At 71.2% G+C, this 23,048-nt stretch carries 21 protein-coding genes; 8 read left to right on the top strand and 13 right to left on the bottom strand.

Translation table 11 applies throughout. The annotated features are described in order from the left end of the window. Positions 1-401: 401 nt before the first annotated feature. Positions 402-779, bottom strand: a complete 378-nt coding sequence (locus JUB10_RS14210; RefSeq protein WP_207457815.1) for a DUF3040 domain-containing protein — start codon at positions 777-779, stop codon at positions 402-404. Between the two features lie 80 nt (positions 780-859). Here JUB10_RS14210 and JUB10_RS14205 point away from each other — a divergent pair, with 80 nt between their 5' ends. Further along, complete coding sequence (locus JUB10_RS14205) at positions 860-1,969, top strand: polyprenyl synthetase family protein (RefSeq protein ID WP_207457814.1); 1,110 nt, start codon at positions 860-862, stop codon at positions 1,967-1,969. 20 nt (positions 1,970-1,989) lie between these two features. Here JUB10_RS14205 and JUB10_RS14200 read toward each other — a convergent pair whose 3' ends face one another. Then, positions 1,990-2,331 (bottom strand): Rv2175c family DNA-binding protein, encoded by a 342-nt coding sequence (locus tag JUB10_RS14200; protein WP_207457813.1) that lies wholly within the window; start codon positions 2,329-2,331, stop codon positions 1,990-1,992. A 156-nt stretch (positions 2,332-2,487) separates the two neighbouring features. On the opposite strand from JUB10_RS14200, the gene JUB10_RS14195 reads away from it, so the two are divergent. Together JUB10_RS14195 and pknB are read left to right on the top strand one after the other, a co-directional pair. Next, the gene (locus tag JUB10_RS14195; RefSeq protein ID WP_242682692.1) at positions 2,488-3,492 is read left to right on the top strand and encodes a LysM peptidoglycan-binding domain-containing protein; all 1,005 of its coding nucleotides are present in this window, start codon (positions 2,488-2,490) and stop codon (positions 3,490-3,492) included. Positions 3,493-3,589: 97 nt separating this feature from the next. Next, complete coding sequence (gene pknB, locus JUB10_RS14190) at positions 3,590-5,521, top strand: Stk1 family PASTA domain-containing Ser/Thr kinase (RefSeq protein ID WP_207457885.1); 1,932 nt, start codon at positions 3,590-3,592, stop codon at positions 5,519-5,521. Between the two features lie 104 nt (positions 5,522-5,625). Here the strand turns inward: pknB and JUB10_RS14185 are convergent, their stop codons facing one another. From JUB10_RS14185 to JUB10_RS14175, 3 genes are all read right to left on the bottom strand, one after another. After that, positions 5,626-7,017, bottom strand: coding sequence for a class II 3-deoxy-7-phosphoheptulonate synthase (locus JUB10_RS14185; RefSeq protein ID WP_207457811.1), 1,392 nt, complete (start codon positions 7,015-7,017; stop codon positions 5,626-5,628). A gap of 89 nt (positions 7,018-7,106) precedes the next feature. Next, positions 7,107-7,820 carry a lysophospholipid acyltransferase family protein gene (locus tag JUB10_RS14180; protein ID WP_207457809.1) on the bottom strand — a complete coding sequence of 238 codons (714 nt, stop codon included), beginning with the start codon at positions 7,818-7,820 and terminating at the stop codon, positions 7,107-7,109. 31 nt (positions 7,821-7,851) lie between these two features. Then, positions 7,852-8,811, bottom strand: a complete 960-nt coding sequence (locus tag JUB10_RS14175; RefSeq protein ID WP_207457807.1) for an ROK family glucokinase — start codon at positions 8,809-8,811, stop codon at positions 7,852-7,854. Positions 8,812-8,890: 79 nt separating this feature from the next. Here JUB10_RS14175 and JUB10_RS14170 point away from each other — a divergent pair, with 79 nt between their 5' ends. Next, the gene (locus JUB10_RS14170; RefSeq protein WP_207457799.1) at positions 8,891-10,717 is read left to right on the top strand and encodes an AMP-dependent synthetase/ligase; all 1,827 of its coding nucleotides are present in this window, start codon (positions 8,891-8,893) and stop codon (positions 10,715-10,717) included. A gap of 90 nt (positions 10,718-10,807) precedes the next feature. Here JUB10_RS14170 and JUB10_RS14165 read toward each other — a convergent pair whose 3' ends face one another. The 3 genes from JUB10_RS14165 to JUB10_RS14155 form a co-directional block, all read right to left on the bottom strand. Beyond that, positions 10,808-11,308, bottom strand: a complete 501-nt coding sequence (locus JUB10_RS14165; protein WP_207457797.1) for a peptide deformylase — start codon at positions 11,306-11,308, stop codon at positions 10,808-10,810. A 5-nt stretch (positions 11,309-11,313) separates the two neighbouring features. Next, positions 11,314-12,615, bottom strand: a complete 1,302-nt coding sequence (locus JUB10_RS14160; RefSeq protein WP_207457796.1) for a MinD/ParA family ATP-binding protein — start codon at positions 12,613-12,615, stop codon at positions 11,314-11,316. Between the two features lie 79 nt (positions 12,616-12,694). After that, positions 12,695-16,093: a pyruvate carboxylase gene (locus JUB10_RS14155; protein ID WP_207457794.1), complete on the bottom strand. Its 3,399-nt coding sequence runs from the start codon at positions 16,091-16,093 to the stop codon at positions 12,695-12,697. Between the two features lie 113 nt (positions 16,094-16,206). Here JUB10_RS14155 and JUB10_RS14150 point away from each other — a divergent pair, with 113 nt between their 5' ends. Continuing rightward, positions 16,207-17,019, top strand: a complete 813-nt coding sequence (locus JUB10_RS14150) for a ParA family protein (protein WP_207457792.1) — start codon at positions 16,207-16,209, stop codon at positions 17,017-17,019. A 453-nt stretch (positions 17,020-17,472) separates the two neighbouring features. Here the strand turns inward: JUB10_RS14150 and JUB10_RS14145 are convergent, their stop codons facing one another. From JUB10_RS14145 to JUB10_RS14130, 4 genes are all read right to left on the bottom strand, one after another. Then, positions 17,473-18,018 (bottom strand): MerR family transcriptional regulator, encoded by a 546-nt coding sequence (locus JUB10_RS14145; protein ID WP_207457790.1) that lies wholly within the window; start codon positions 18,016-18,018, stop codon positions 17,473-17,475. A gap of 155 nt (positions 18,019-18,173) precedes the next feature. Further along, the gene (gene ftsR / locus JUB10_RS14140) at positions 18,174-18,875 is read right to left on the bottom strand and encodes a transcriptional regulator FtsR (protein WP_207457788.1); all 702 of its coding nucleotides are present in this window, start codon (positions 18,873-18,875) and stop codon (positions 18,174-18,176) included. Beyond that, positions 18,875-19,351 (bottom strand): FHA domain-containing protein, encoded by a 477-nt coding sequence (locus JUB10_RS14135; protein WP_207457787.1) that lies wholly within the window; start codon positions 19,349-19,351, stop codon positions 18,875-18,877. The genes ftsR and JUB10_RS14135 overlap by 1 nt, the downstream gene beginning before the upstream one ends. A 16-nt stretch (positions 19,352-19,367) precedes the next feature. After that, entirely contained in the window at positions 19,368-19,982 is a 615-nt protein-coding gene (locus JUB10_RS14130; protein ID WP_307859245.1) for a CDP-alcohol phosphatidyltransferase family protein, read from the bottom strand. Positions 19,983-20,062: 80 nt separating this feature from the next. On the opposite strand from JUB10_RS14130, the gene JUB10_RS14125 reads away from it, so the two are divergent. From JUB10_RS14125 to JUB10_RS14115, 3 genes are read left to right on the top strand one after another with little or no spacing between them, the layout of a single operon-like run. Next, positions 20,063-21,118, top strand: a complete 1,056-nt coding sequence (locus tag JUB10_RS14125; protein WP_207457785.1) for a M4 family metallopeptidase — start codon at positions 20,063-20,065, stop codon at positions 21,116-21,118. Beyond that, complete coding sequence (locus JUB10_RS14120) at positions 21,099-21,545, top strand: protealysin inhibitor emfourin (protein WP_207457783.1); 447 nt, start codon at positions 21,099-21,101, stop codon at positions 21,543-21,545. The genes JUB10_RS14125 and JUB10_RS14120 overlap by 20 nt, the downstream gene beginning before the upstream one ends. Positions 21,546-21,595: 50 nt before the next feature. Continuing rightward, a complete protein-coding gene (locus tag JUB10_RS14115) occupies positions 21,596-22,021 on the top strand; it encodes a DUF6098 family protein (protein WP_207457781.1) in 426 nt (141 codons plus the stop codon). Between the two features lie 123 nt (positions 22,022-22,144). Here JUB10_RS14115 and JUB10_RS14110 read toward each other — a convergent pair whose 3' ends face one another. Continuing rightward, a complete protein-coding gene (locus JUB10_RS14110) occupies positions 22,145-22,936 on the bottom strand; it encodes a DUF1206 domain-containing protein (RefSeq protein WP_207457779.1) in 792 nt (263 codons plus the stop codon). Between the last annotated feature and the right edge of the window lie 112 nt (positions 22,937-23,048).

The raw sequence follows: 23,048 nt of genomic DNA, 5'->3' as shown, positions 1-23,048 counted from the left end.
GAATGGGGGCGGCCGGACTCCCGCTCGCCCCTTCCGGCGCCGCGATAGCCGCTCGCGCGAAGAAAGCGCGGCTGTTTTACGGCGCTCGCAGTCGAAGTGGAGCCGGATGGAGGATCCGCGGGGAGGACAGTGGAGGAATGCGGGAGCTCGAGGTGGATGCGGCAGCCCTCCGCGGCAGCCGGCGTTCGGGGGTCACGGGCGCGTCATCCGGCAGCGGGCACGGGAGCGCCCGGAATGACGGGCGTCGCGGCGCGTGGAGCGGAAGGGAGGACAGGCTCCGAGAGGGCACCGCAGAGCGCGCGGCGGAACGTTCGCTCGGGCCGTGCCTAGTCCGGTCGGCGCCGGAAAACGGGAAAAGGGCCGGCCCGTAGGCCGACCCTTTCTAGAGGTTCAGTTGGCGATCAGCGTTCGCGGTCGTCCATCCGACGGTCCCAGCGCTCGTTGATGCGGTCCATGAAGGAGGCGCGTCCGCGAGGCGCACGACCGCTCGACGCCGAGCGGGCGGACGGGGCGGGCATGCGGCGCGAGGGGGTGACGGCGAGCAGGACGCCCACGAACATCACGACGAAGCCGAGGATGCCGACGACGGTCTGCTGGATCACGACGCCGGTGACCAGGGCGGCCACGCCGAGCACGCCGACGAGGATCCCGACGACGAGCATCGTGTAGTTGACCCGGCCACGAGAAGCACCGACCGTTGCCACGAAGTCGGCATCGTTCTGGTAGAGGCTGCGCTCCATCTCCTCGAGAAGGCGCTGCTCCTGCTCGGAAAGTGGCATCTTGTTCCCCTCGTTTCACGGGATCGACGCATCGAATGGGTCTCGATTGTAAGTCCCCGCCCCGCGGCTAGGCTAGGCGCGTGGCTGAGAGTACGCGGTTGGTCGATGTCATCCAGTCGCGCATTGATGAGACGCTAGACGCGCAGGCTGCGACTCTTCTCGATATCACCCCCGAGCTGGCTCCGTTCGCCGACTGGGGCCGCGAGCTGCTCAGGGGCGGCAAGAGGTTCCGCGCGCTGTTCTGCTACTGGGGCTGGCAGGCCGTCTGCGGCGAGCCCGTCGAGCCGATCGGCAGCGGCACGGGCGACCTCGAAGCGGTCGTGCTCGCGGCCAGCGCCCTCGAGTTCTTCCAGGCCGCGGCCCTCGTGCACGACGACATCATCGACCGCAGCGACACCCGCCGCGGCCTTCCCGCGGCGCACCGCCGCTTCGAGGGCCTGCACGGCACCTCGGGCTGGACCGGCGACGGCTCCGACTTCGGGCGCTCCTCCGCGATCCTCCTCGGCGACCTCCTGCTCGTCTGGAGCGACGAGGTGTTCGACCAGGCCCTCTCCCTGCTCACGAACCCGGCGGCGTCGCGTGCCGCGCGCACGGAGTTCAACCGCATGCGCACGGAGGTCACGGCCGGGCAGTACCTCGACATCCTCGAGGAGCGGTCCTGGTCGGTGCAGGCGGAGTCGGACCTGCTCCCCCGGGCACAGCGCGTCATCGTCTACAAGTCGGCGAAGTACTCCGTCGAGGCCCCGCTGCTGATCGGGGCCGCCATGGGCGGCGCGACGCAGGAGCAGCTCACCGCGCTCAGCGACTTCGGCCTCCCGCTGGGCGTCGCGTTCCAGTTGCGTGACGACCTGCTCGGGGTCTTCGGCGACCCCGCGACGACGGGCAAACCGAGCGGCGACGATCTGCGCGAGGGCAAGCGCACCGTGCTCATCGCGATCGCCCGGGCGAAGCTGCCCCCGACGGGCCGGCGACTGCTCGACGAACTGCTCGGCGACCCCGCGCTCGACGACGAGCAGATCCGGATGCTGCAACTCGCCATCCGCGACAGCGGCGCGGTCGACGCGGTGGAGAAGCTCATTGCCTACAACGTCGGGCTCGCGACGTCCGCGGTGCGCACGGCACCGATCACCGAGGTCGCTCGGGAGCGCCTGCTCGAGCTCGCCGACCGGGCGAGCCGCCGCACCTCCTGAGGCGCCCGCCGCAGCGTCCCCTAGAAGCCGAGTGCCTGGGCGACGCGGCGCACCTCGGCCTTGCGCCCGCTACGCAGCGCCTCGATCGGGCTCGTGCCGAGCGTGTCGTCCTTGGCGAGCAGCCAGTTCATCGCCTCGTCGTCGGTGAAGCCGGCGTCGGCGAGCACGATCAGTGTGCCGCGCAGTTCGTGCAGCGGCTCGTCGCCCGAGAGGAACAGCTCGGGCACCTTGAGCACGCCGTCGCGCCGCTGCGCGAGGAGGATCCTCTCCTCGATGAGGCGGCGGATGCGGCCGGGGCCGACGCCCAGCCGCTCGACGAGGTCGGGAACGGTCAGCCAGGAGATCTCTGCGGCATCGCTCACGGTCCCTAGAGTGCCAGACCCGGCGCCGGGGAGCCGAGCCGACCGGAGCGCGGCGCAATATAACGGTCGTCACATCCGTCACTCGCGTTGACACGCCCCTACTGCTGTGACAGCGTTTCCCGGGGAATGGTCCAGCGAGCCAAGGGGAGGGCTTCGATGAACGACACGGGTGCGACCGGACGAACCGGCAGGAACCGCAACAACCGGGCGGCAGCCACCCTGCCGATCGCGATCGTCGGCGCCGTCGCCGTCAGCCTCGTCGCTCCGACTCCCGCTCAGGCTGACGACACCCGTCGGCACGCGGCCACCTCCCCCCAGCCCTCCGCGCGCACCGCCGCCCGCGTCGCTCCCGTCGCGAGCCACGTCGCCCCCGTCGCGCGCCACGCCGCCCCTGTGAAGACGGCGGCAGTGCCCGCGACCCACACGGTCCGCGCCGGCGAGACGATCAGCGCGATCGCCGGCCGCTACGGCCTCTCGACGGTCTCGGTGCTCACCGCCAACGGCCTCGGCTGGTCGACCCTGATCCACCCCGGCCAGACGCTCGTGCTGCCGAGCGCGGCCGCCGCCGCGTCGACCGCCAGCACGAGCCCCACCGCGACCGCGGGCCGCTACACGATCGCGAAGGGCGACACGATCGAGTCGATCGCCGAACGCTTCGGCGTGCGCCAGCAGGCCCTGCTCGACGCCAACGGGCTCACCTGGTCGAGCATCATCTTCCCCGGCCGCACGCTGACCATCCCCGCGAAGACCCCCGCGTCGACGGTGGTGGCCCTCAACGCGCCGCAGCGCGAGAACGCCGGCATCATCATCGACGTCGCGCGCGAGCTCGGCGTCAGCGACTACGGCATCGTCATCGCACTCGCGACCGCCATGCAGGAGTCGAGCCTCCGCAACATCGACCACGGCGACCGCGACTCGGTGGGGCTCTTCCAGCAGCGCCCGAGCCAGGGCTGGGGCGAGCGCGACGACCTCATGAAGCGACGGCACGCGACGTACCTCTTCTTCAAGGGCACTCCGGATGCCCCGGGGCTGCTCGACATCCGCGGCTGGTCGTCGATGACGGTGACCCGCGCCGCCCAGGCCGTGCAGGTCTCGGCGCACCCCGACGCGTACGCGAAGTGGGAGAAGTCGGCGTGGGCGTGGCTCGACCAGCTCGGCTGAGCGGCGGTCAGTTGCCGGAACGCCGTGTCAAGGACCGCCCCGCGGCATCCGTCTTCGTAGACTCTCGGCCGTGAGCAGCACGAACACGACCGATCCCATGATCGGCCGTCTGATCGACGGCCGCTATCAGGTGCGCTCACGCATCGCCCGCGGTGGCATGGCGACCGTGTACCTCGCGACCGATCTACGCCTCGAGCGCCGCGTCGCGATGAAGGTGATGCACCACCACCTCGCCGACGACGTCGCCTTCAAGCAGCGCTTCATCCAGGAGGCCCGCTCGGCCGCGCGGCTGTCGCACCCGAACGTCGTCGGGGTCTTCGACCAGGGCCAGGAACTCGACATGGCGTACCTCGTCATGGAGTACCTGCCCGGCATCACGCTGCGGGAGCTGCTCAAGGAGCACAAGGTGCTCACGCCCGAGCAGAGCCTCGACATCCTCGAGGCCGTGCTCTCCGGGCTGGCCGCCGCGCACAAGGCCGGCATCGTGCACCGCGACCTGAAGCCCGAGAACGTGCTGCTCGCCGACGACGGCCGCATCAAGATCGGCGACTTCGGCCTCGCCCGCGCCGCGACCGCGAACACCGCCACCGGTGCCGCGCTGCTCGGCACGATCGCATACCTCTCCCCCGAGCTCGTCACCCGTGGCATCGCCGACACCCGCAGCGATATCTACGCGGTCGGCATCATGCTCTACGAGATGCTCACCGGCGAGCAGCCCTTCAAGGGCGACCAGCCGATGCAGATCGCCTACCAGCACGCGAACGACACGGTGCCGACGCCGTCGACGGCGAACCCCTCCGTGCCCGCCGAGCTCGACGAGCTCGTGCAGTGGGCGACCGCGCGCGAGCCCGACGAGCGTCCCCGCGACGCCCGGGTCATGCTCGACCAGCTGTTCGAGGTGCAGCGCGTGCTGCACGGCCACTCCGGACCGCAGCCCTCGCTGAACCGGACCGCGGTGCTGCCGGCGGCCCTCCGCAGCGGCGCCGAGGCCGCGACGCAGGTGCTGCGTCCCGCTCCCGTCGAGAAGCGGAAGCAGAAGAAGGAGAAGCCCGCTCGCGACGCGGCGGCCACCTCCCCCGTCGCCGCACTCACCGCCGTCGCGAGCAATCGCCGCCGCCGGGGCGCGTGGATCGCCGGGCTGCTCGTGCTGCTGACCGCCCTCGCGGCGGGCACCGGCTGGTACTTCGGCCCTGGGCCGGGCGGCCAGGTCACGGTGCCGAGCCTCGTCAGCGCGACGCCCGACGACGCCCGCGCCGAGCTCGAGGCGCTCGGCCTCGCGGTCGCCGACGAAACCCAGCCGGAGACGTCGCCAGAGATCGACGAGGGGCTGGTGCTCCGCACGACTCCGGATGCCGGCGAGAGCCTCGTGCGCGGCACCGAGGTGACCCTCGTGGTGTCGTCCGGACCGGCGGAGGTGCCGACGCTCGACGTCACGAACCTGCCGCAGGACCAGGCCGTCCAGCAGCTCACCGACGCGAACTTCGTCGTCGCGGAGAACGTCGCGCGCCAGTTCTCGTGGGATGTGCCCGAGGGCACGGTCATGGGCGCCTACCGCGACGAGGCGCTCACCGACCCGCTCACGTCGTCCGGCACCTGGTTCGAGCAGTCGACCGTGTACCTCGACGTCTCGGCCGGCTCGCTGCCGTACACGATCGGCGACGACCCGGAGGACGTGATCCCGCGTCTGCAGGAACTCGGCCTCACCGTCGATCCCGAGTACGAGTACTGGTACAGCGACAGCGTCGCCGAGGGCGCGATGGTCAACTACCGTTACGACGACCCGCTGCGCCCCGGAGGGACGATCAAGCTCATCGTCTCGCTCGGGCCCGAGCTCGTCGAGGTGCCGAACGTGCGCGGCATGGTCATCACCGAGGCCGTCTCGACCCTCGAGGCCGCCGGCTTCAGCGTGACCGTCAACTCCGACATCCCGCGTAGCGGCTGGGGCTTCATCCCCGTGACCGGCAGCAACCCCGGCGCCGGCCAGGAGGTCAAGAAGGGCAGCACCATCACCATCACCGGGTCGGTCTGATCCTTCAGGCGCCAGCGCGCCCGACGCGCGCTCGCGCCGGGCTAGGCCCGCGACGAGAAAGCGCCCGGGCGGATCATCCGCCCGGGCGCTTCGTCGTGTGCGAGCTAGAGCGCCGCGGTCGTCGGCGCCGTGCCGCCGAGCTCCTCGGCCACGAGGAACGCGAGCTCGAGCGACTGCATGTGGTTGAGGCGCGGGTCGCACAGCGACTCGTAGCGCGTCGCGAGGGTCTCCTCGTCGATCTGCTCCGACCCGCCGAGGCACTCGGTCACGTCGTCGCCCGTGAGCTCCACGTGGATGCCGCCGGGGAACGTGCCGACGGCGCGGTGCGACTCGAAGAAGCCGCGCACCTCGTCGACGACGTCGTCGAAGCGACGCGTCTTGTAGCCGGTCGGCGTCGTGAGCCCGTTGCCGTGCATCGGGTCGGTGACCCAGAGCGGCGTGGCGTCCAGGGTCTTGATGTGCTCGAGCAGCGGCGGCAGGGCGTCGCGGATCTTGCCGGCGCCCATCCGCGTGATGAAGGTGAGGCGGCCGGGCTCGCGCTCGGGGTCGAGCTTGTCGATCAGCCGCTCCATCGCCTCGGGTGTGGTCGACGGGCCGAGCTTGACGCCGATGGGGTTGCGGACGCGCGAGAAGAAGTCGACGTGCGCGCCGTCGAGTTCGCGAGTGCGCTCGCCGATCCAGAGGAAGTGCGCGGACGTGTCGTACGGCAGGCCCGTGCGGGAATCGATCCGCGTCATGGGGCGCTCGTAGTCCATGAGAAGGCCCTCGTGGCTCGCGTAGAACTCGACGCGCTTGAGCTCGTCGAAGTCGGCGCCGGCGGCCTCCATGAACTTGATGGCGCGGTCGATCTCGCGCGCGAGGTGCTCGTAGCGGGCGTTGGCGGGGTTCTGGGCGAAGCCCTTGTTCCAGCTGTGCACCTGGCGCAGGTCGGCGAAACCGCCCTGCGTGAACGCGCGGATGAGGTTCAGGGTCGACGCGGCCGTGTGGTAGCCGCGCACCAGGCGGGCCGGGTCGGCGTTGCGCGACTCCGGCGTGAAGTCGTAGCCGTTGACGATGTCGCCGCGGTAGGCCGGCAGGGTGACGCCGCCTCGGGTCTCGGTGTCGCTCGAGCGCGGCTTGGCGAACTGGCCCGCCATGCGGCCCATCTTGATGACGGGCATCGAGGCGCCGTAGGTCAGCACGACGGCCATCTGCAGGATCGTCTTGACCCGGTTGCGGATCTGGTCCGCGGTCGCGCCGGCGAAGGTCTCGGCGCAGTCGCCGCCCTGCAGCAGGAAGGCACGGCCCTGGGCCGCGCGCGCCAGTCGCTCGCGCAGCTGGTCGACCTCGCCCGCGAAGACGAGCGGCGGCATGGTCGCGATCTCGGCGGACGCGGCGGCGGCCTCCTCGGCCGACGGCCAGGTCGGCTGCTGCTTGATCGGCAGGGTGCGCCAGTGGTCGAGCCCAGCGACAACTGCGGGTTCGGGCAGCACGACGGGTTCGGAGGTGTAGACCACGGGATGTGTCCTTGTCAACGGTACGGCGGCGGAAAAGCCGCCTGTGAGCCTAGCGGGTGGGAGGGGCGGATGCCGCGGGCGGCGCGGCGTCAGCGGGAGGCGACGGTCTTCGTCGCGGCGGCCTTCGAGGCCATCCGCTCCTTGACCGTCGACGCATAGACGTCGCGATACTCCTGGCCCGACAGCCGGTTGAGCTCGTACATGATCTCGTCCGTGATCGAGCGAAGGATGAAGCGGTCGTCCTCGAGGTGCGCGAAGCGCGAGAAGTCGAGGGGCTCGCCGAAGACGATGCCGATGCGCTGCACCTTGGGGATGCGCGTGCCGATCGGCATGACCTTCTCCGTGTCGATCATCGCGACCGGGATGACGGGCACGCCGGCCTCGAGGATCATCCGTGCGACGCCCGTGCGGCCGCGGTACATCTTGCCGTCGGGGCTGCGGGTGCCCTCGGGGTAGATGCCGAGCAGCTCACCGCGGGCGAGCACGCCGAGACCGGTGTTGAGCGAGGCCTCCGACGCCTTGCCGCCGGAGCGGTCGATCGAGAGCTGCCCGGTCGCGTTGAAGAAGGCGCGGGTCGCCCAGCCCTTCAGCCCCTTGCCCGTGAAGTAGTCGCTTTTGGCGAGGAAGGAGATCCGCCGGTCGAGCACGAGCGGAAGGAAGATCGAGTCGATGAACGACAGATGGTTCGACGCGAGGATCGCGGCGCCGGTCGCGGGCACGGCCTCGAGGTTGTGCACCCACGGGCGGAAGAGTCCGCGCAGGATCGGCCCCGCGATGATGTTCTTCATGATCCAGTAGAACAATCGGGGCCTCCTTCCGGCGTTCCGAGTGTAGTCAGCGGATGCCGGCGCGCAGACGCGCCAGGTCGGCCGCGCCGACCACGCCGGCGTCGTTGACGAGTTCCGCGATCGTGAACTCGGGCTCCGGGTGGTAGCCGCGGGCGGGCTGGTTGGCCTCGAACGCCTCGCGCACGGAGTCGAGCAGGAGGTCGCCGGCGTCGGCCACTCCCCCGCCGAACACGAAGAGCTGCGGGTCGAGCACCGCCGAGATCGACGCGCACGCCTGGCCGAGCCAGCCGCCGAGCTCGCGCAGGGCGCGGAGCGCGCCCGGGTCGCCGGCCTCGATGAGCTTCGCGACGTCGGCGCCCTTGAGCTTGCCGCTGCGACGCGCCTCGCGCGCGGCGACGAGGCCCGCGGCATCCGCCCCGCCCTCGTCGGCGACGGCGGAGGCCATGCGCAGGAGCGCCCGGCCCGAGCCGTACTGCTCGATGCAGCCGCGGGCACCGCAGCCGCACGGCAGGCCGTTCGGCACGACGCGCATGTGACCGAGCTCGCCGGCTGAGCCGAAGCCGCCGCGCAGCAGCAGGTCGCCCGCGACGATCGCACCGCCGACGCCCGTGCCGATAGTGAGCATCGTCATGTCGCTGACGAGCCGCCCGGCGCCGAAGCGGAACTCGGCCCAGCCGGCCGCGTTGGCGTCGTTGTCGATCGTGAGTGGGAGCTCGCCGATGCGCTCGGCGAGGCGGGCCCGCAGGGGCTCGTTGCGCCAGTCGATGTTGGGCGCGTAGTAGACGGTCGACTGCGCCGCGTCGATGAAGCCGGCGGCGGCGACGCCGGCCGCGACGACCTCGTGGTCGGCGCGGAAGCGCTGCACCATCTCGACGACGGCATCGACGATGCCGTCGGCCGACTCGGCCTCGGTGGGGACCCGGTCCTCGGCGATGATCTCCCCGAGCTCGGTGACCACCGCGCCCGCGATCTTGGTACCGCCGATGTCAATTCCGATCGCGTGCACGAGCATCGATCCTAGCCACGCGGGCGGGCGTTACCGCACCCACTACACTGGCGGCAATACCGGTACCGAAGGAGTTGCCGTGAACGAATACGTTCTCCCGCCCCTCGTGCCCGCCGACCCGGCGGCCAACATCAGCGACCTGCTCGTCGAGCGCGTTCGGGCGACCCCCGACCTCCCGCTCTTCTCCCTGCCCACCGCGGCGGGCGGCTGGTCGGACGTCACCGCGACGGAGTTCCTGACCCGCGTCCGCGCGGTCGCCAAGGGGCTCGTCGCGGCGGGCATCGAGCCCGGCGAACGCGTCGGGCTCATGTGCAAGACGAAGTACGAGTGGACGCTGCTCGACTTCGCGGTCTTCTTCGCGGGGGCCGTGCTCGTGCCCATCTACGAGACCTCCTCGCCCGGCCAGGTGAAATGGAACCTCGAGGACTCCGGCGCCGTCGCCGTGATCGTCGAGACCGCCGACCACTTCGCGCGCTTCGACGAGATCCACGACGAGGTGCCGCACGTGCGCACCGTGTGGCAGCTCGACAGCGGCGCGCTGGAGTCGCTCGAGGCATCCGGTGCCGGCGTCTCCGACGACGAGATCGAGCGCCGCCGCAGGCTCGCGAAGGGCGACGACCTCGCGACGCTCATCTACACGTCGGGATCGACCGGCAAGCCGAAGGGCTGCGTGCTGCTGCACCGCAACTTCGTCGACACGGCCCGCAACGCCGCGGCCGCCCTGCCCGAGGTCGTCACGCCCGGCGCGTCCACGCTCCTCTTCATCACGACCGCGCACGTGTTCGCGCGGTTCATCTCGATCATGTGCGTGCACGCCGGCGTCCGCGTCGGCCACCAGGCCGACACGAAGCAGCTGCTGAACGCGCTCGGCAGCTTCAAGCCGTCGTTCCTCCTGGCCGTGCCGCGCGTGTTCGAGAAGGTCTACAACTCGGCCGAGCAGAAGGCGGAGGCCGGCGGCAAGGGCCGCATCTTCCGCAAGGCCGCCGAGGTCGCCGTCGAGCACTCGAAGGCGCTGGATGCCGGGCACGTGCCGCTCGGGCTCAAGGTGCAGTTCGCGCTGTTCGACCGCCTCGTCTACAGCAAGCTCAGGGCGGCGATGGGCGGCAACGTGCGCTACGCCGTCTCCGGCTCCGCGCCGCTCGGGCCGCGGCTCGGTCACTTCTTCCGCAGCCTCGACGTGCGGATCCTGGAGGGCTACGGCCTGACCGAGACCACCGCTCCGGCGACGGTCAACGTGCCCAGCCGCTTCAAGATCGGCACCACGGGTCCAGCCCTGCCGGGCGTCGGCGTGCGGATCGCCGAGGACGGCGAGATCGAGATCAAGGGCGTCAACGTCTTCGGCGGCTACTGGAACAACCCGGCGGCCACCGCAGAGGCGATGGACGGCGAGTGGTTCCGCACCGGCGACATCGGCTCGCTCGACGACGACGGCTACCTCACGATCACCGGCCGCAAGAAGGAGATCATCGTCACCGCCGGCGGCAAGAACGTCGCTCCGGCGGTGCTCGAGGACCCCATCCGCGCCAACCCGCTCGTCGGGCAGGTCGTCGTGGTCGGCGACAAGCGGCCGTTCATCTCGGCGCTCATCACGCTCGACCCCGAGATGCTGCCGGTGTGGCTCAACAACAACGGCGAGCCGGCCGACATGCCGCTGCCCGAGGCCGCGAAGAACCCCAAGGTGCTCGCGGAGATCCAGCGCGCGATCGATGAGGCGAACACGCACGTCTCGCGGGCGGAGTCGATCCGCAAGTTCCAGGTGCTCGAGACGGAGTTCACCGAGGCTTCCGGTCACCTCACCCCGAAGATGAGCATCAAGCGCAACATCATCGTGCAGGACTTCGCGCCCGTCATCGACGAGCTCTACGCGACGGTCCCCACGACGCAGGGCAACTCGCTCGTGCTCTGATCCGGGCGGAGGAGCCGCAACGACGGATGCCCCGGGCCCGGTGAACCACCGGCCCCGGGGCATCCGTCGTTCTCGGCTGCCTCGGTGGGCCTAGCGGCGGAACCAGTCGGCGGCGCGCACCTGGCGCATCGCGTCGCGCTTGACCTCGGGGTCGAGCCCCTCGATGTAGAGCTTGCCGTCGAGGTGGTCGGTCTCGTGCTGCAGCGCCTGGGCGAGCACGCCGGTGCCCTCGACTTCGATCGCGTTGCCGTCGACGTCGACGCCGCGCACCTTCGCGTACGGGTAGCGGCGGCGCGGGAAGTAGAAGCCCGGCACGGAGAGGCAGCCCTCCTCGACGAGCTCCGGCTCTCCCCCGACCTCCACGAGCTCGGGGTTGATGACGTAGCCGACCTCGCCGTCGACGTTGTAGCTGAAGACCCGCTGGCCGACGCCGATCTGCGGGGCGGCGACGCCGGCGCGGCCGGGCACCTTGACGCTGTCGACGAGGTCGGTCACGAGCGCGCGAACACGCTCGTCGGCGGGGAGCTTCACGGGGTCGGAGGGCGAGCGGAGGACGGGGTCGCCGAAGAGGCGGATGGGACGGTCGGGCACTGCGCTCAGATGTCCCGTTCCGAGGGGAGCCCGTCGACGACGAGCGCCGCGAGTTCGCGCGCGGCCTGCTTGGTCAGCGGGCGGAGCGCGTGCCAGTTCACGACGCTGCCGGCGGCGAGCACGGGGTCGTAGGGGATGCGCACGATCTCGCGCACGCGGGAGCGGAAGTGCGCCTCGATCTCGTCGAGCTTGACGAGGTTGGTGCCCTGCGTCGCGGTGTTGAGCGCGACGACGGCGTTCTCGACGAGGTCGCCGTAGCCGTTGGCCTCGAGCCAGGTGAGCGTCTCGGAGGCGAGCCGGGCCTCGTCGACGCTGCCGCCAGACACGATGACCACGGAATCGGCGCGCTGCAGCGTCGCTCGCATGACCGAGTGCACGATGCCCGTGCCGCAGTCGGTGAGCATGATCGAGTAGTACTTCGCGGCGAGGTCGGCGACGACGTTGTAGTCGTTCTCGTCGAAGGCCTCGCTCAGCAGCGGATCGGTGTCGCTCGCGAGGATGTCGAGACGCGTGACGTCGCGCGAGACGAGCTGCGAGAAGTCGGTGAAGTGCTGCACGCTCGGCGCCTTGACGACGACGTCGCGCACGGTCGACCGGGTCTGCCGCGGCACGCGCTCGGACAGGGTGCCCCGGTCGGGGTTCGCGTCGACGGCGATGATGCGGTCCTCGCGCACGCTCGCGAGCGCCATGCCGAGCAGCGTCGTGATGGTCGTCTTACCGACGCCGCCCTTGCGGGTGAGGATCGGCACGTAGCGCGTGCCGCCCTCGAGCTGCTTGTGGATGCGGGCGTCGAGCTCCTTGCGGGCGCGCACCTTGGGCGAATCGCCGAGGTCGACGAGCCCGAAGCTCGCCCGGTAGAGCAGCGGCCGGAGACCGCCCTCGGGGCCGCCGCGGCGGAGGCCGCGGTCGAGCAGGCGGTCCGCGGTCAGCATCGAGGCCGACTCCGGCTGCTCGAGGTGCGGCCGGGCGAGGCGCGGCGTCGTCTCGGCGCTCGGCAGCGGCGCGATCACGACGGGCTCCTCGGCGGCGGGCAGGGCGGTCGGGCGCAGCGGAACGCTGCGGATCGCGCTGAGGTTGCCCGTGTCGACGGACACCGGCGTGATCGGCACCTCGTCGATGGTCACGGCGAGCTCGTCCTCTGGCGCCTCGTGCACGGGCGCGGGCAGGTCGATGCTGAACGTCGGGGTCTTCTCGAGGGCGGCGCCGTCGCGGCCCTCCTCGTCGTCGCGGCGGGCGTCGCCTCCGGCGAGGCCGTCCCATTTCTGGTCGAGGAGCCCTGATCCGAGCCTTCGCTGGCGAGAGATCATGCTGGTCCCTTTCAGGTGGTGTACCGGCAACTCTAGCGAAGCGGCCGGATCCGGCAGCCGGAGGCCCGGCTCCGGCGACCTACTCGACGACGACGAGGAGGTCGCCGGCGTCGACCTGCTGGGTCTTCGGCACGGCGAGGCGCACGACGCGTCCGGCGACCGGCGAGGTGATCGCGGCCTCCATCTTCATCGCCTCGATCGTGGCGACGGCCTCGCCCGCGGCGACCTGCTGGCCCTCCTCGACGCCCACCGTGACGACGCCCGAGAACGGGGCGGCGACGTGACCGGGGCGTGCGGGGTCGGCCTTCTCGGCCGCCTTCGTCTCGACCTTGATACTGCGGTCGCGCACGAACGTCGGCCGCAGCTGCCCGTTGAGCGTGGCCATGACGGTGCGCATGCCCTTGGCATCCGCCTCGCCGATCGCCTCGAGCCCGATGTAGAGGCTGACGCCCTTCTCGATCTCGATCACGTGCTCCGCGCCCTGGCGCAGGCCGTAGAGGTAGTCGACCGTCTCGACGACGGAGAGGTCGCCGAACAGTTCGCGGATCTCGCCGAACTGCTGGGTCGGCCCCGGGAAGAGCAGGCGGTTCAGCGTGGCCTGACGCTGCGGACCGGGGACCGACAGCGCCTCGGCATCCGCGGGAGCGAGGTCCTCGACGCCGATCTTCACGGTGCGGCCCTCGAGCACCTTGCTGCGGAACGGCTCGGGCCAGCCGCCGGGCAGGTCGCCGAGCTCCCCGGCCATGAAGCTGATGACCGAGTCGGGGATGTCGTACTTGCGCGGGTTCTCCTCGAAGTCCGCCGGGTCGGCGTTCGTCGCGGCGAGCTGCAGCGCGAGGTCGCCGACGACCTTCGACGACGGGGTCACCTTCGGCGGGCGGCCGAGGATGCGGTTCGCGGCGGCGTACCAGTCCTCGACCTTCTCGAACTGGTCGCCGAGGCCGAGCGCGATCGCCTGCTGGCGCAGGTTCGACAGCTGCCCGCCGGGGATCTCGTGCTCGTACACGCGGCCGGTCGGACCGGGAAGTCCCGACTCGAACGGCGCGTAGACGTGGCGCACGGCCTCCCAGTAGGGCTCGAGGTCGCTGACCGCGCGGAGGGAGAGGCCGGTGTCGCGCTCGGTGTGCGCCAGCGCGGCGACGAGGGCCGATGCCGAGGGCTGGCTCGTCGTGCCGGCCATGGGCGCGCTCGCGACGTCGACCGCGTCGGCGCCGGCGCGCGAGGCCGCGAGCAGGGTCGCGAGCTGGCCGCCGGCGGTGTCGTGCGTGTGCACGTGCACGGGCAGGTCGAAGTTCTCGCGGAACGCCGCGACGAGCTTCTCGGCGGCGCCGGCGCGGAGGAGGCCCGCCATGTCCTTGATCGCGAGCACGTGGGCGCCCGCGTCGACGATCTGCTCCGCGAGGCGGAGGTAGTAGTCGAGGGTGTAGAGGTCCTCGGCCGGGTTCAGCAGGTCGCCGGTGTAGCAGACGGCCACCTCGGCGATCGTGCTGCCGGTCTCGAGCACCGCGTCGATCGCAGGGCGCATCTGCGAGACGTCGTTGAGCGCGTCGAAGATGCGGAAGATGTCGACGCCGGTCGCGGCGGCCTCGGCGACGAAGGCGTCCGTCACCTGAGTCGGGTACGGCGTGTAGCCGACGGTGTTGCGACCGCGGAGCAGCATCTGGATCGCGATGTTCGGCAGCGCCTCGCGCAGCTCGGCGAGCCGCTCCCACGGGTCCTCGCCGAGGAAGCGCAGCGCGACGTCGTAGGTCGCGCCACCCCACGCCTCGACCGAGAGCAGCTCGGGGGTGAGGCGGGCGAGGTGCGGCGCGACGGCGACGAGGTCGCGGGTGCGCACGCGGGTGGCGAGGAGCGACTGGTGGGCGTCGCGCATCGTCGTGTCGGTGACGGCGAGGGCGGTCTGCTCGCGCAGGGCGCGGGCGAAGCCCTGCGGCCCCAGCTCGAGGAGGCGCTGACGGGACCCTGCGGGCGGGGTGGAGGCGAGGTCGACCACGGGCAGCTTGTCGGCCGGGTGCACGAGGGTCGGGGCGTCGCCGTTGGGCTTGTTGACCGTGACATCCGCGAGCCAGTTGAGGATCTTGGTGCCGCGGTCCTTCGAGCGGTTGCCCTGGAACAGCTGCGGGCGCTCGTCGATGAACGAGGTCGACAGGTCGCCGGCGGCGAAGGTCGGGTCGTCGAGCACGGCCTGCAGGAACGGGATGTTCGTGGAGACGCCGCGGATGCGGAACTCGGCGAGGGCGCGCTTGGCGCGGGCGACCGCGGCCGGGAAGTCGCGACCGCGCGTGACCATCTTCACGAGCATCGAGTCGAAGTGGGGGCTGATCTGCGAGCCCGCGCTCGCGGTGCCGCCGTCGAGGCGGATGCCGCCACCGCCGGGCGAGCGGTACGTCGTGATCTTGCCGGTGTCGGGGCGGAAGCCCTGCGCCGGGTCCTCCGTCGTGATGCGGCACTGCAGGGCGGCGCCGCGCAGGTGGATCGAGTCCTGCTCGAGGCCGAGCTGCTCCAGGGTCTCCCCCGATGCGATCCGCATCTGCGCCTGCACGAGGTCGACGTCGGTGACCTCCTCGGTCACCGTGTGCTCGACCTGGATGCGGGGGTTCATCTCGATGAAGACGTGCTGACCCGCGCGCTCCCCCACGGTGTCGACGAGGAACTCGACGGTGCCGGCGTTGACGTAGCCGATCGAGCGGGCGAACGCGATGGCGTCGCGGTAGAGCGCCTGGCGGATCGACTCGTCGAGGTTCGGCGCCGGCGCGATCTCGACGACCTTCTGGTTGCGGCGCTGCACGGAGCAGTCGCGCTCGAACAGGTGGACGGTCTCGCCCGTGGCATCCGCGAGCACCTGCACCTCGATGTGCCGGGGCCGCAGCACCGCCTGCTCGAGGAACATGGTCGGGTCGCCGAATGCGCTCTCGGCCTCACGCATGGCGGCCTCGAGGGCGGCGCGCAGCTCCTCGCGGGTCTCGACGCGGCGCATGCCACGCCCGCCACCGCCGGCGACGGCCTTGGCGAAGACGGGGAAGCCGATCTCGTCGGCGCCGCGGAGCAGCTCCTCGATGTCGCGGGACGCCGGGGTCGACTTCAGGACCGGAACGCCCGCGGCGATCGCGTGCTCCTTGGCCGTGACCTTGTTGCCGGCCATCTCGAGCACGCCGGCGGCGGGGCCGATGAACGTGATGCCCGCGTCGGCGGCGGCCTGGGCGAGCTCGGGGTTCTCGGAGAGGAAGCCGTAGCCCGGGTAGATCGCGTCCGCGCCCGAGAGCTTCGCGACGCGGATGATCTCCGACACGTCGAGGTAGGCGCGCACCGGATGCCCGGGCTCGCCGATCTGGTACGCCTCGTCGGCCTTCAGGCGGTGCAGAGAGTTGCGGTCTTCGTACGGGAACACCGCCACCGTGCGGGCGCCGAGTTCGAACGCGGCCCGGAACGCACGGATGGCGATCTCGCCGCGGTTGGCTACCAGGATCTTCGAGAACAAATGCAGGTCCTTTCGGGCGCCGCCAGGGGGCTCGACGAGAGCGCCGGACGACGTTCGCGGAACGCCGCCGAGGCTTTAGGTGCTCTCAGAGTAGTGAAGTATCGTGTCTCCTCGTGCACGTACTCAGCGTCAGCTCCCTGAAGGGAGGCGTCGGCAAGACGACGGTGACCCTGGGTCTCGCCTCCGCCGCATTCGCCAAGGGCCTCAGCACCCTCGTGGTCGATCTCGACCCGCAGGCCGACGTCTCGACCGGCATGGACATCACCGTCGCCGGTCACCTGAACGTCGCCGACGTGCTCGCGTCGCCTAAGGAGAAGATCGTCCGCTCGGCGATCGTCCCGAGCGGCTGGACCAAGGGGCGTCCCGGGAAGATCGACGTCCTCATCGGCAGCCCCTCCGCCATCAACTTCGACGGACCGCATCCGTCGATCCGCGACATCTGGAAGCTCGAGGAGGCCCTCGCGAACGTCGAGGCCGACTACGACCTCGTGCTCATCGACTGCGCCCCCTCGCTCAACGCGCTCACCCGCACGGCGTGGGCCGCGAGCGACCGCGTCGCCGTCGTGACCGAGCCCGGACTGTTCTCCGTCGCCGCCGCCGACCGGGCGCTGCGCGCGATCGAGGAGATCCGCCGCGGCCTCTCGCCCCGGCTGCAGCCGCTCGGCATCATCGTGAACCGCGCCCGCGTGCAGTCGCTCGAGCACCAGTTCCGCATCAAGGAGCTGCGCGACATGTTCGGCCCCCTCGTGCTGTCGCCTCAGCTGCCGGAGCGCACGTCGCTGCAGCAGGCGCAGGGCGCTGCGAAGCCGCTGCACATCTGGCCGGGCGAGAGCGCGCAGGAGATGGCGCGCAACTTCGACCAGCTGCTCGAGCGCGTCATGCGCACGGCCCGCATCGGCGAGTACGCGGAGACGCGCACGGCGTAGGTCGCGCCTGTGACGTTCGTCGCCGGATGACTCGGGGCGCGAGAGCACCCCTTGGGCTCGGCGCCCGCTTTGCTGTGGGCTGACGCGTGCGTTCAGCAGGACGAAGCTGCCGACGCGCCGCTGCGCAGGGGTGATTCCCGGTGTGTCGCGTCACTTGTCCTGCTGACGGAACACCCACGCGCGCGCGACTTGGTCGCGCCTCGCTGTCTGCTGGCGCGAGCGTTCAACAGGACGAAACGGACGACGCGCCGCTGCGCCCGGGCGCTCCCCCGGTGTGTCGCGTCACTTGTCCTGCTGAGGGAACACGGGCGATGACGCGCTCGCGTCGGTGCGAGGGGCCTCGATAGCGCTGCGCGCTACTCGACCGCCGAGGCGGGTCGGTTCGCGCTGCTCGTGCGCGCGCCGTGCGCTACTCGACAGCCGACTGGTGCTCGAGCGCGGGACGCGGCGGGGTCAGGAGGCCTTGGAGGCGCGGCGGGCCGCGAGCTCGTCCATGGGGTCGGCCGACGGGGAGGAGTCGAGCTCGACGAGGCTCGTCTCGACCTCGCGCAGCACCTTGCCGACGGCGATGCCGAAGACGCCCTGCCCGCGGCTGACGAGATCGATGACCTCGTCGTCGGAGGTGCAGAGGTAGACGCTCGCGCCGTCGCTCATGAGCGTCGTCTGAGCGAGGTCGTTGACGCCGGCCTCGCGCAGCTGGTTCACCGCCGTGCGGATCTGCTGCAGGGAGATGCCAGTGTCGAGCAGGCGCTTGACGAGCTTCAGCACGAGGATGTCGCGGAAGCTGTAGAGCCGCTGCGAGCCGGAGCCGGCGGCGCCGCGGATCGTGGGCTCGACGAGCTCCGTGCGGGCCCAGTAGTCGAGCTGGCGGTAGCTGATGCCGGCGGCACGCGCGGCGACGGCGCCGCGGTACCCCGCATCGACGTCGAGGTCGGGCAGACCGTCGGTGAACAGCAGCCCGAGGTCGTATCGCTCCCCGCCGCGGCCGAGATCGCTCATGCGCTGCCTTCCACCCCTCGTTGCTCCGGACCCTCGAAAAGTCTCAAGTACCGGTTGAAAGTTCGAACTGCGTCAAACCTAGCGGCGGGCCCCCACCCGATCAACGACATCCGCGTCGAGGAATCGGCGTGTCGCGGCATCCGCTTCGCGCCAGTCTACGCGTCGAGGCGTCCGAGCGCGGAGCGGATAATCCCCGCCCGCACGACCTCGAGCTGCTCCGCGATCTCGCGGGCGATCTCGGCGGCCTTGGCCCGGCTCGCCGGATCCTTGCGGCGGCGCACGGGGATGAGCGCCGACTCGATGAGGCTGAGCTCGCGCTCCGCCGACGCGCGGTAGCCGCGCAGGTGGCGCGGCTCGATGCCGGTGCGCTGCAGCTCGACGAGAGCCTTGAGCACCGTCAGCGCCTCCTGCGGGAAGCGCTCCGCGGGCTGGATGAGCGACGCGCTGATCGCGTCGTTCAGCAGCAGCGGCGTGGCCCCGGCCTCGCGCACGAGTTCCTCGCGGCTGAAGCGGCGCTCGGTCGACAGGATCGACGCGGCGGCGGGGTTCGCCCCCGGCAGCTGCGGCTGACGCCCGGCGTCGAGGTCCTCGAGGTAGCCCCGGATGACCTTGAGCGGGAGGTACTGGTCGCGCTGCATCGCGAGGATGAGGCGCAGGCGCTCGACGTCCTTCGGGGAGAACTTGCGGTAGCCCGACTCGGTGCGCTGCGGCGTGATGAGCTGACGCTCCTCGAGGAAGCGCAGCTTCGACGGACTGAGGTCGGGGAACTCCGGCGTGAGCTTCGCGAGCACCTGACCGATGCTGAGCAGCGCCGGGCTCGCGGCCTCACGCGCGGCCGCGGTCGCGCGGGCCGCCACTAGCGCTGCGACGCGTGCGCGAGGTCGAGGCGCGACGCGTAGAACGTGAGACGGAACTTGCCGACCTGCACCTCGGCGCCGTCGCTGAGGAGGGCCGTGTCGATCCGCACACCGTCGAAGTACGTGCCATTGAGCGAGCCGAGGTCGCGCACCTGGAAGGCCGTGCCGTGACGCAGGAACTCCGCGTGGCGACGCGAGACCGTCACGTCGTCGAGGAAGATGTCCGCGTCCGGGTGGCGCCCGACCGTCGTGACATCCGCGTCCAGCAGGAACCGTGCACCGGTGTTCGGTCCGCGTCGCACCACGAGCAACGCCGAGCCCGAGGGGAGCGCGCCGATGGCTTCCTGCTCCTCCGTCGTCGCGGTGTTCTCGAGCGCAGCGAGCTGCGCAGCGAACTCGTGACTGAACGTCGCCGTCGTCTCGTTGTCCGCAGGCCGATCGCCGCCGGCCCGACCCGGCGACCCGAATTCCGCCATCCCGGAACCTCCTCTGCTAGCGGTTTAGCGTATCCGATTCGGCGGGCGATTCCACCCGCGGTAGACGGATGACCCTGACGGTCTCGATCGCGTAGATGACGCCCGCCCACCAATACAGGAACGCGCCCCAGATCGCGAACGACCAGCCCACCGGGCCCGCGACCGGTGCGGTCACCGGGAGCGCCTGGGCCAGCATGATGATCGGCAGCGCGTAGAACAGGCAGAACGTCGCAAGCTTGCCGAGGTGGTGGACGGGCAGCGGACCGAAGCCGTGGTTGGCGAGGATCACGCCGAGCACGACGAGCATGAGGTCGCGGCCGACGATGACGGCGACGATCCACCACGGCACGATGTCGCGCTCGGCGAGGCCGATGAGCGTCGCGAAGATGTAGAGCCGGTCGGCGGCGGGATCGAGCAGCTGTCCCAGGCGGGTGATCTGGTGGAACCGCCGCGCGATGACGCCGTCGAGGTAGTCGGTGACGCTCGAGAAGATGAGGGTCGCCAGCGCGAGGGCGTCCTCGCCGCGCAGCAGGAACACCAGGAACACCGGCACGAGCAGCAGCCGCACGAAGCTCAGCACGTTCGGCACGGTCCAGATGCGGGAGCTGACCTCGTCGTTCCCGCTGACCACGGTCGAAGTCTACAAACCGTGCCTGCGCGTCCTCGGAGGACGAGGGGGCGACGTCGGTGGCGCGACCTAGTGTGGGGTACATGCGCAGAGGGATCGTTCCGCCCTACCTCCTCTCCCGGATCGCCGAGCAGGCGCCGCCGACGTTCAGCGTCGCGGCCGAGGCCGCCCGGCGGGCGCTCACGCTCGACGCGCCCCTGCGCACGCGGGCCCGTCTGTCGCTGTCGGTCGACGAGACCGACGGGCTCGTCGCCGAGATGCTCGACGCGCCCGACCGCCGCATCCACGACGCCCAGAACCGCGAGGAGCTGCCCGGTGTGATCGTGCGGCGCGAGGGCGAGGAGCCGACGGGCGACGTCGCCGCCGACGAGGCGTACGACGGGCTCGGCTCGACGTTCGCACTGTTCAGCGAGGTGTACGGCCGCAACTCGATCGACGACGCCGGCCTGCGCCTCGACGGCACCGTGCACTACGGGCGCAACTACGACAACGCGTTCTGGGACGGCGGCCGGATGGTCTTCGGTGACGGCGACGGCGAGATCTTCGCCCGCTTCACCGGCTCGGTCTCGGTGATCGGGCACGAGCTGGCGCACGGGGTGACCCAGTACACGGCGAACCTCGTCTACCAGGGGCAGCCGGGCGCGCTCAACGAGTCGGTCAGCGACGTCTTCGGCGCGCTCGTCGAGCAGTACCTCTTCTCTCAGGATGTCGAGCAGGCCACTTGGCTCATCGGAGAGGGGCTCTTCACCCCGCAGGTCGAGGGTCGCGCCCTCCGCTCCATGAGCGCGCCGGGCACGGCCTACGACGACGACGTCCTCGGCCGCGACCCGCAGCCCGGCCACATGCGCGACTACATCGACACTGTCGACGACAACGGCGGCGTGCACCTCAACTCCGGCATCCCGAACCGGGCGTTCTACCTCACCGCGGTCGCGCTCGGCGGCTTCGCCTGGGAGCGTGCTGGACAGATCTGGTACGACACGATCACGGCCGAGCTCTCCCCCACCGCCGACTTCGCGGCCTTCGCGGCCGCCACCCTGGACGCCGCGGCTCAGCGGTACGGTGAAGACTCCGAGGAGGTCGCCGCGGTCCGCGGCGGATGGAACGGAGTCGGGATCGATGTCGAGCGGCAGCAGTGACGACGCCCCGCGGCTCGTCCTCGTCGTCGCCCGGTCGGGCGGGTTCGCCGGCCTGACCCGTCGCTGGCGCGTCGAGGTCCGGGACGAGGCGGATGCCGCGCGCTGGCGGCCCCTCGTCGACGCGTGCCCCTGGGAGGCATCCGCACCCTCCGCCGTCCCTGATTCCTCCGGCCCTGCTTCCCCTGGCCCTGGCGCCTCCGCCCCCGGCGCCTCCGCCCCCGGCACCTCCGCCCGCGACGGCTTCGTCTACCGCATCAGCCTCGCGGACACGACGGCACCCGGTGCGCGACCCGGCGCGCCGCAGGAGCGCACCGCCACCGTGCCGGAGTCCTCTCTCGACGGACCGTGGCGCGCCCTCGTCGAGCGCGTGCAGGACGAGGGCCAGGCCGTGCCCGCCGGCCGGCGCGGCAGCGCCGTGGAGCGCTGACCGAGCACTCGCTCAGCCAGAACGCGAGTGGCGCTCATATCCTGCGGAGTATGGGCAACGAGCTTCCGGTGATCGATTCGCTCGACGAACTGACCAAGCTGTCCGAACGGGAATCGGGGCTGTACCTCCGCTATTCGGAGGGGCCGGAGGCCGACGCGTCGCACAGCAGCCGTGACACCGAGAGCGGGCTCGACCTGCCCGGGCTCTCGGTCGTGCCGATCGATCCGGAGAGCTGGTGGTCGCGGCCGCGCGAGGACTGGCTGTCGCGTCAGCTGTGCCAGTACAAGCAGCTGAAGGACAAGAACGGCGACCGCTTCGCGTGGCTGCTCCGCGGCAAGCTGATCGCCCGGGGACCGGACTCGGAGCCGCTGCTCGCCGACGTCGAGCCGGTCGCGCGGCTGAGCGAGGGGCTGCTCGACGAGGCGGAGGCGCACTACCAGGAGCACTTCGACGCCGGGCAGGGCCCGGAGGACTGAGCGGGCGGCGCACTGACCGGGCGGAGCACCCGCCGGGGCTGAAGCGGAGCTTCGCCGGACGGAGCGCCCTTCGGCAGAGCGCCGGCTGACCGGAGCCGGGCGGGCGGCCGGGGCCGCAGCGCCTCAGAGCTTGGCGTTCTTCGCCCGCACGAAGCAGTAGACCCCGTAGGCGATGAAGCCGAGCCCGACGAGCACGAGCAGCACGACGCCGAACGGCAGCGACGCGATCGCGTGCAGGGCGCCGTCGAGACCCGTGGCCTTCGAGGGGTCGGCGGTCAGCGCCGCCCACACGAAGAGCAGCCCGACGACGACGAGGGCGACGCCCTTCGCGACGTAGCCGACCACCCCGAGCCGCACGGCCGTCGTCCCGGCCGCACCGGAGGGCACCCGGATCTCCTGCGTGAAGCGCTTGGTCGCCCCGGAGTAGACGAAGTACGCGCCGACGGCGGCGACACCGAGCCCGACGAGCACCACGAGCACGACGCCGCCCGGAGCCTGGAGGAGCGTCGACGTGAACGACTGCGTCTGGCCGCCGCTCGAGGTGCCGCTGCCGAGCGCGAACCGCAGCGCGGTGATCCCCACGACGAGGTAGGCGACAGCCTTGCCGCCCTCCTTGAGCCGGGTCTTCCAGCGCTCCTTGCTGTCGGACTCGCGCGCGAGCACCGCCGAGGCGATCTGCCAGAGCGCGAGGGCGAACAGCCCGAGCGCCATCACCCACAGCAGCACGACGCCGGCGGGGTTCGATGCCACCGTGCCGAGCGCGCCCGACTGGTCGGCGCTCGCCTGACCGCTGCCGAGCGCGACGAAGATCGCGAGCACGCCGATCAGGATGTGCAGCACGCCGTTCATGGCGTGGCCGACACGGGCGAGTTTCTCGAGGGCCGGGTTCTTGGCCGCAGCCGCTGCGTTCGTCATGGGTGCTCCTGAGGGACCGTGGGGTGGGAGAGGCGGAAGGGGCGGATGCTCGTGGCATCCGCCCCTCGCCCGGTTCGGAAGATGGGCCGATCGAAGGATCGACCCGATCAGT

The sequence above is a fragment of the Desertivibrio insolitus genome (assembly GCF_017355965.1).
GTDB lineage: Bacteria > Actinomycetota > Actinomycetes > Actinomycetales > Microbacteriaceae > JAFIQW01.
Note: the sequence above shows the minus strand (reverse complement) of the source record. Positions and strands in the feature narration are given on the sequence as shown.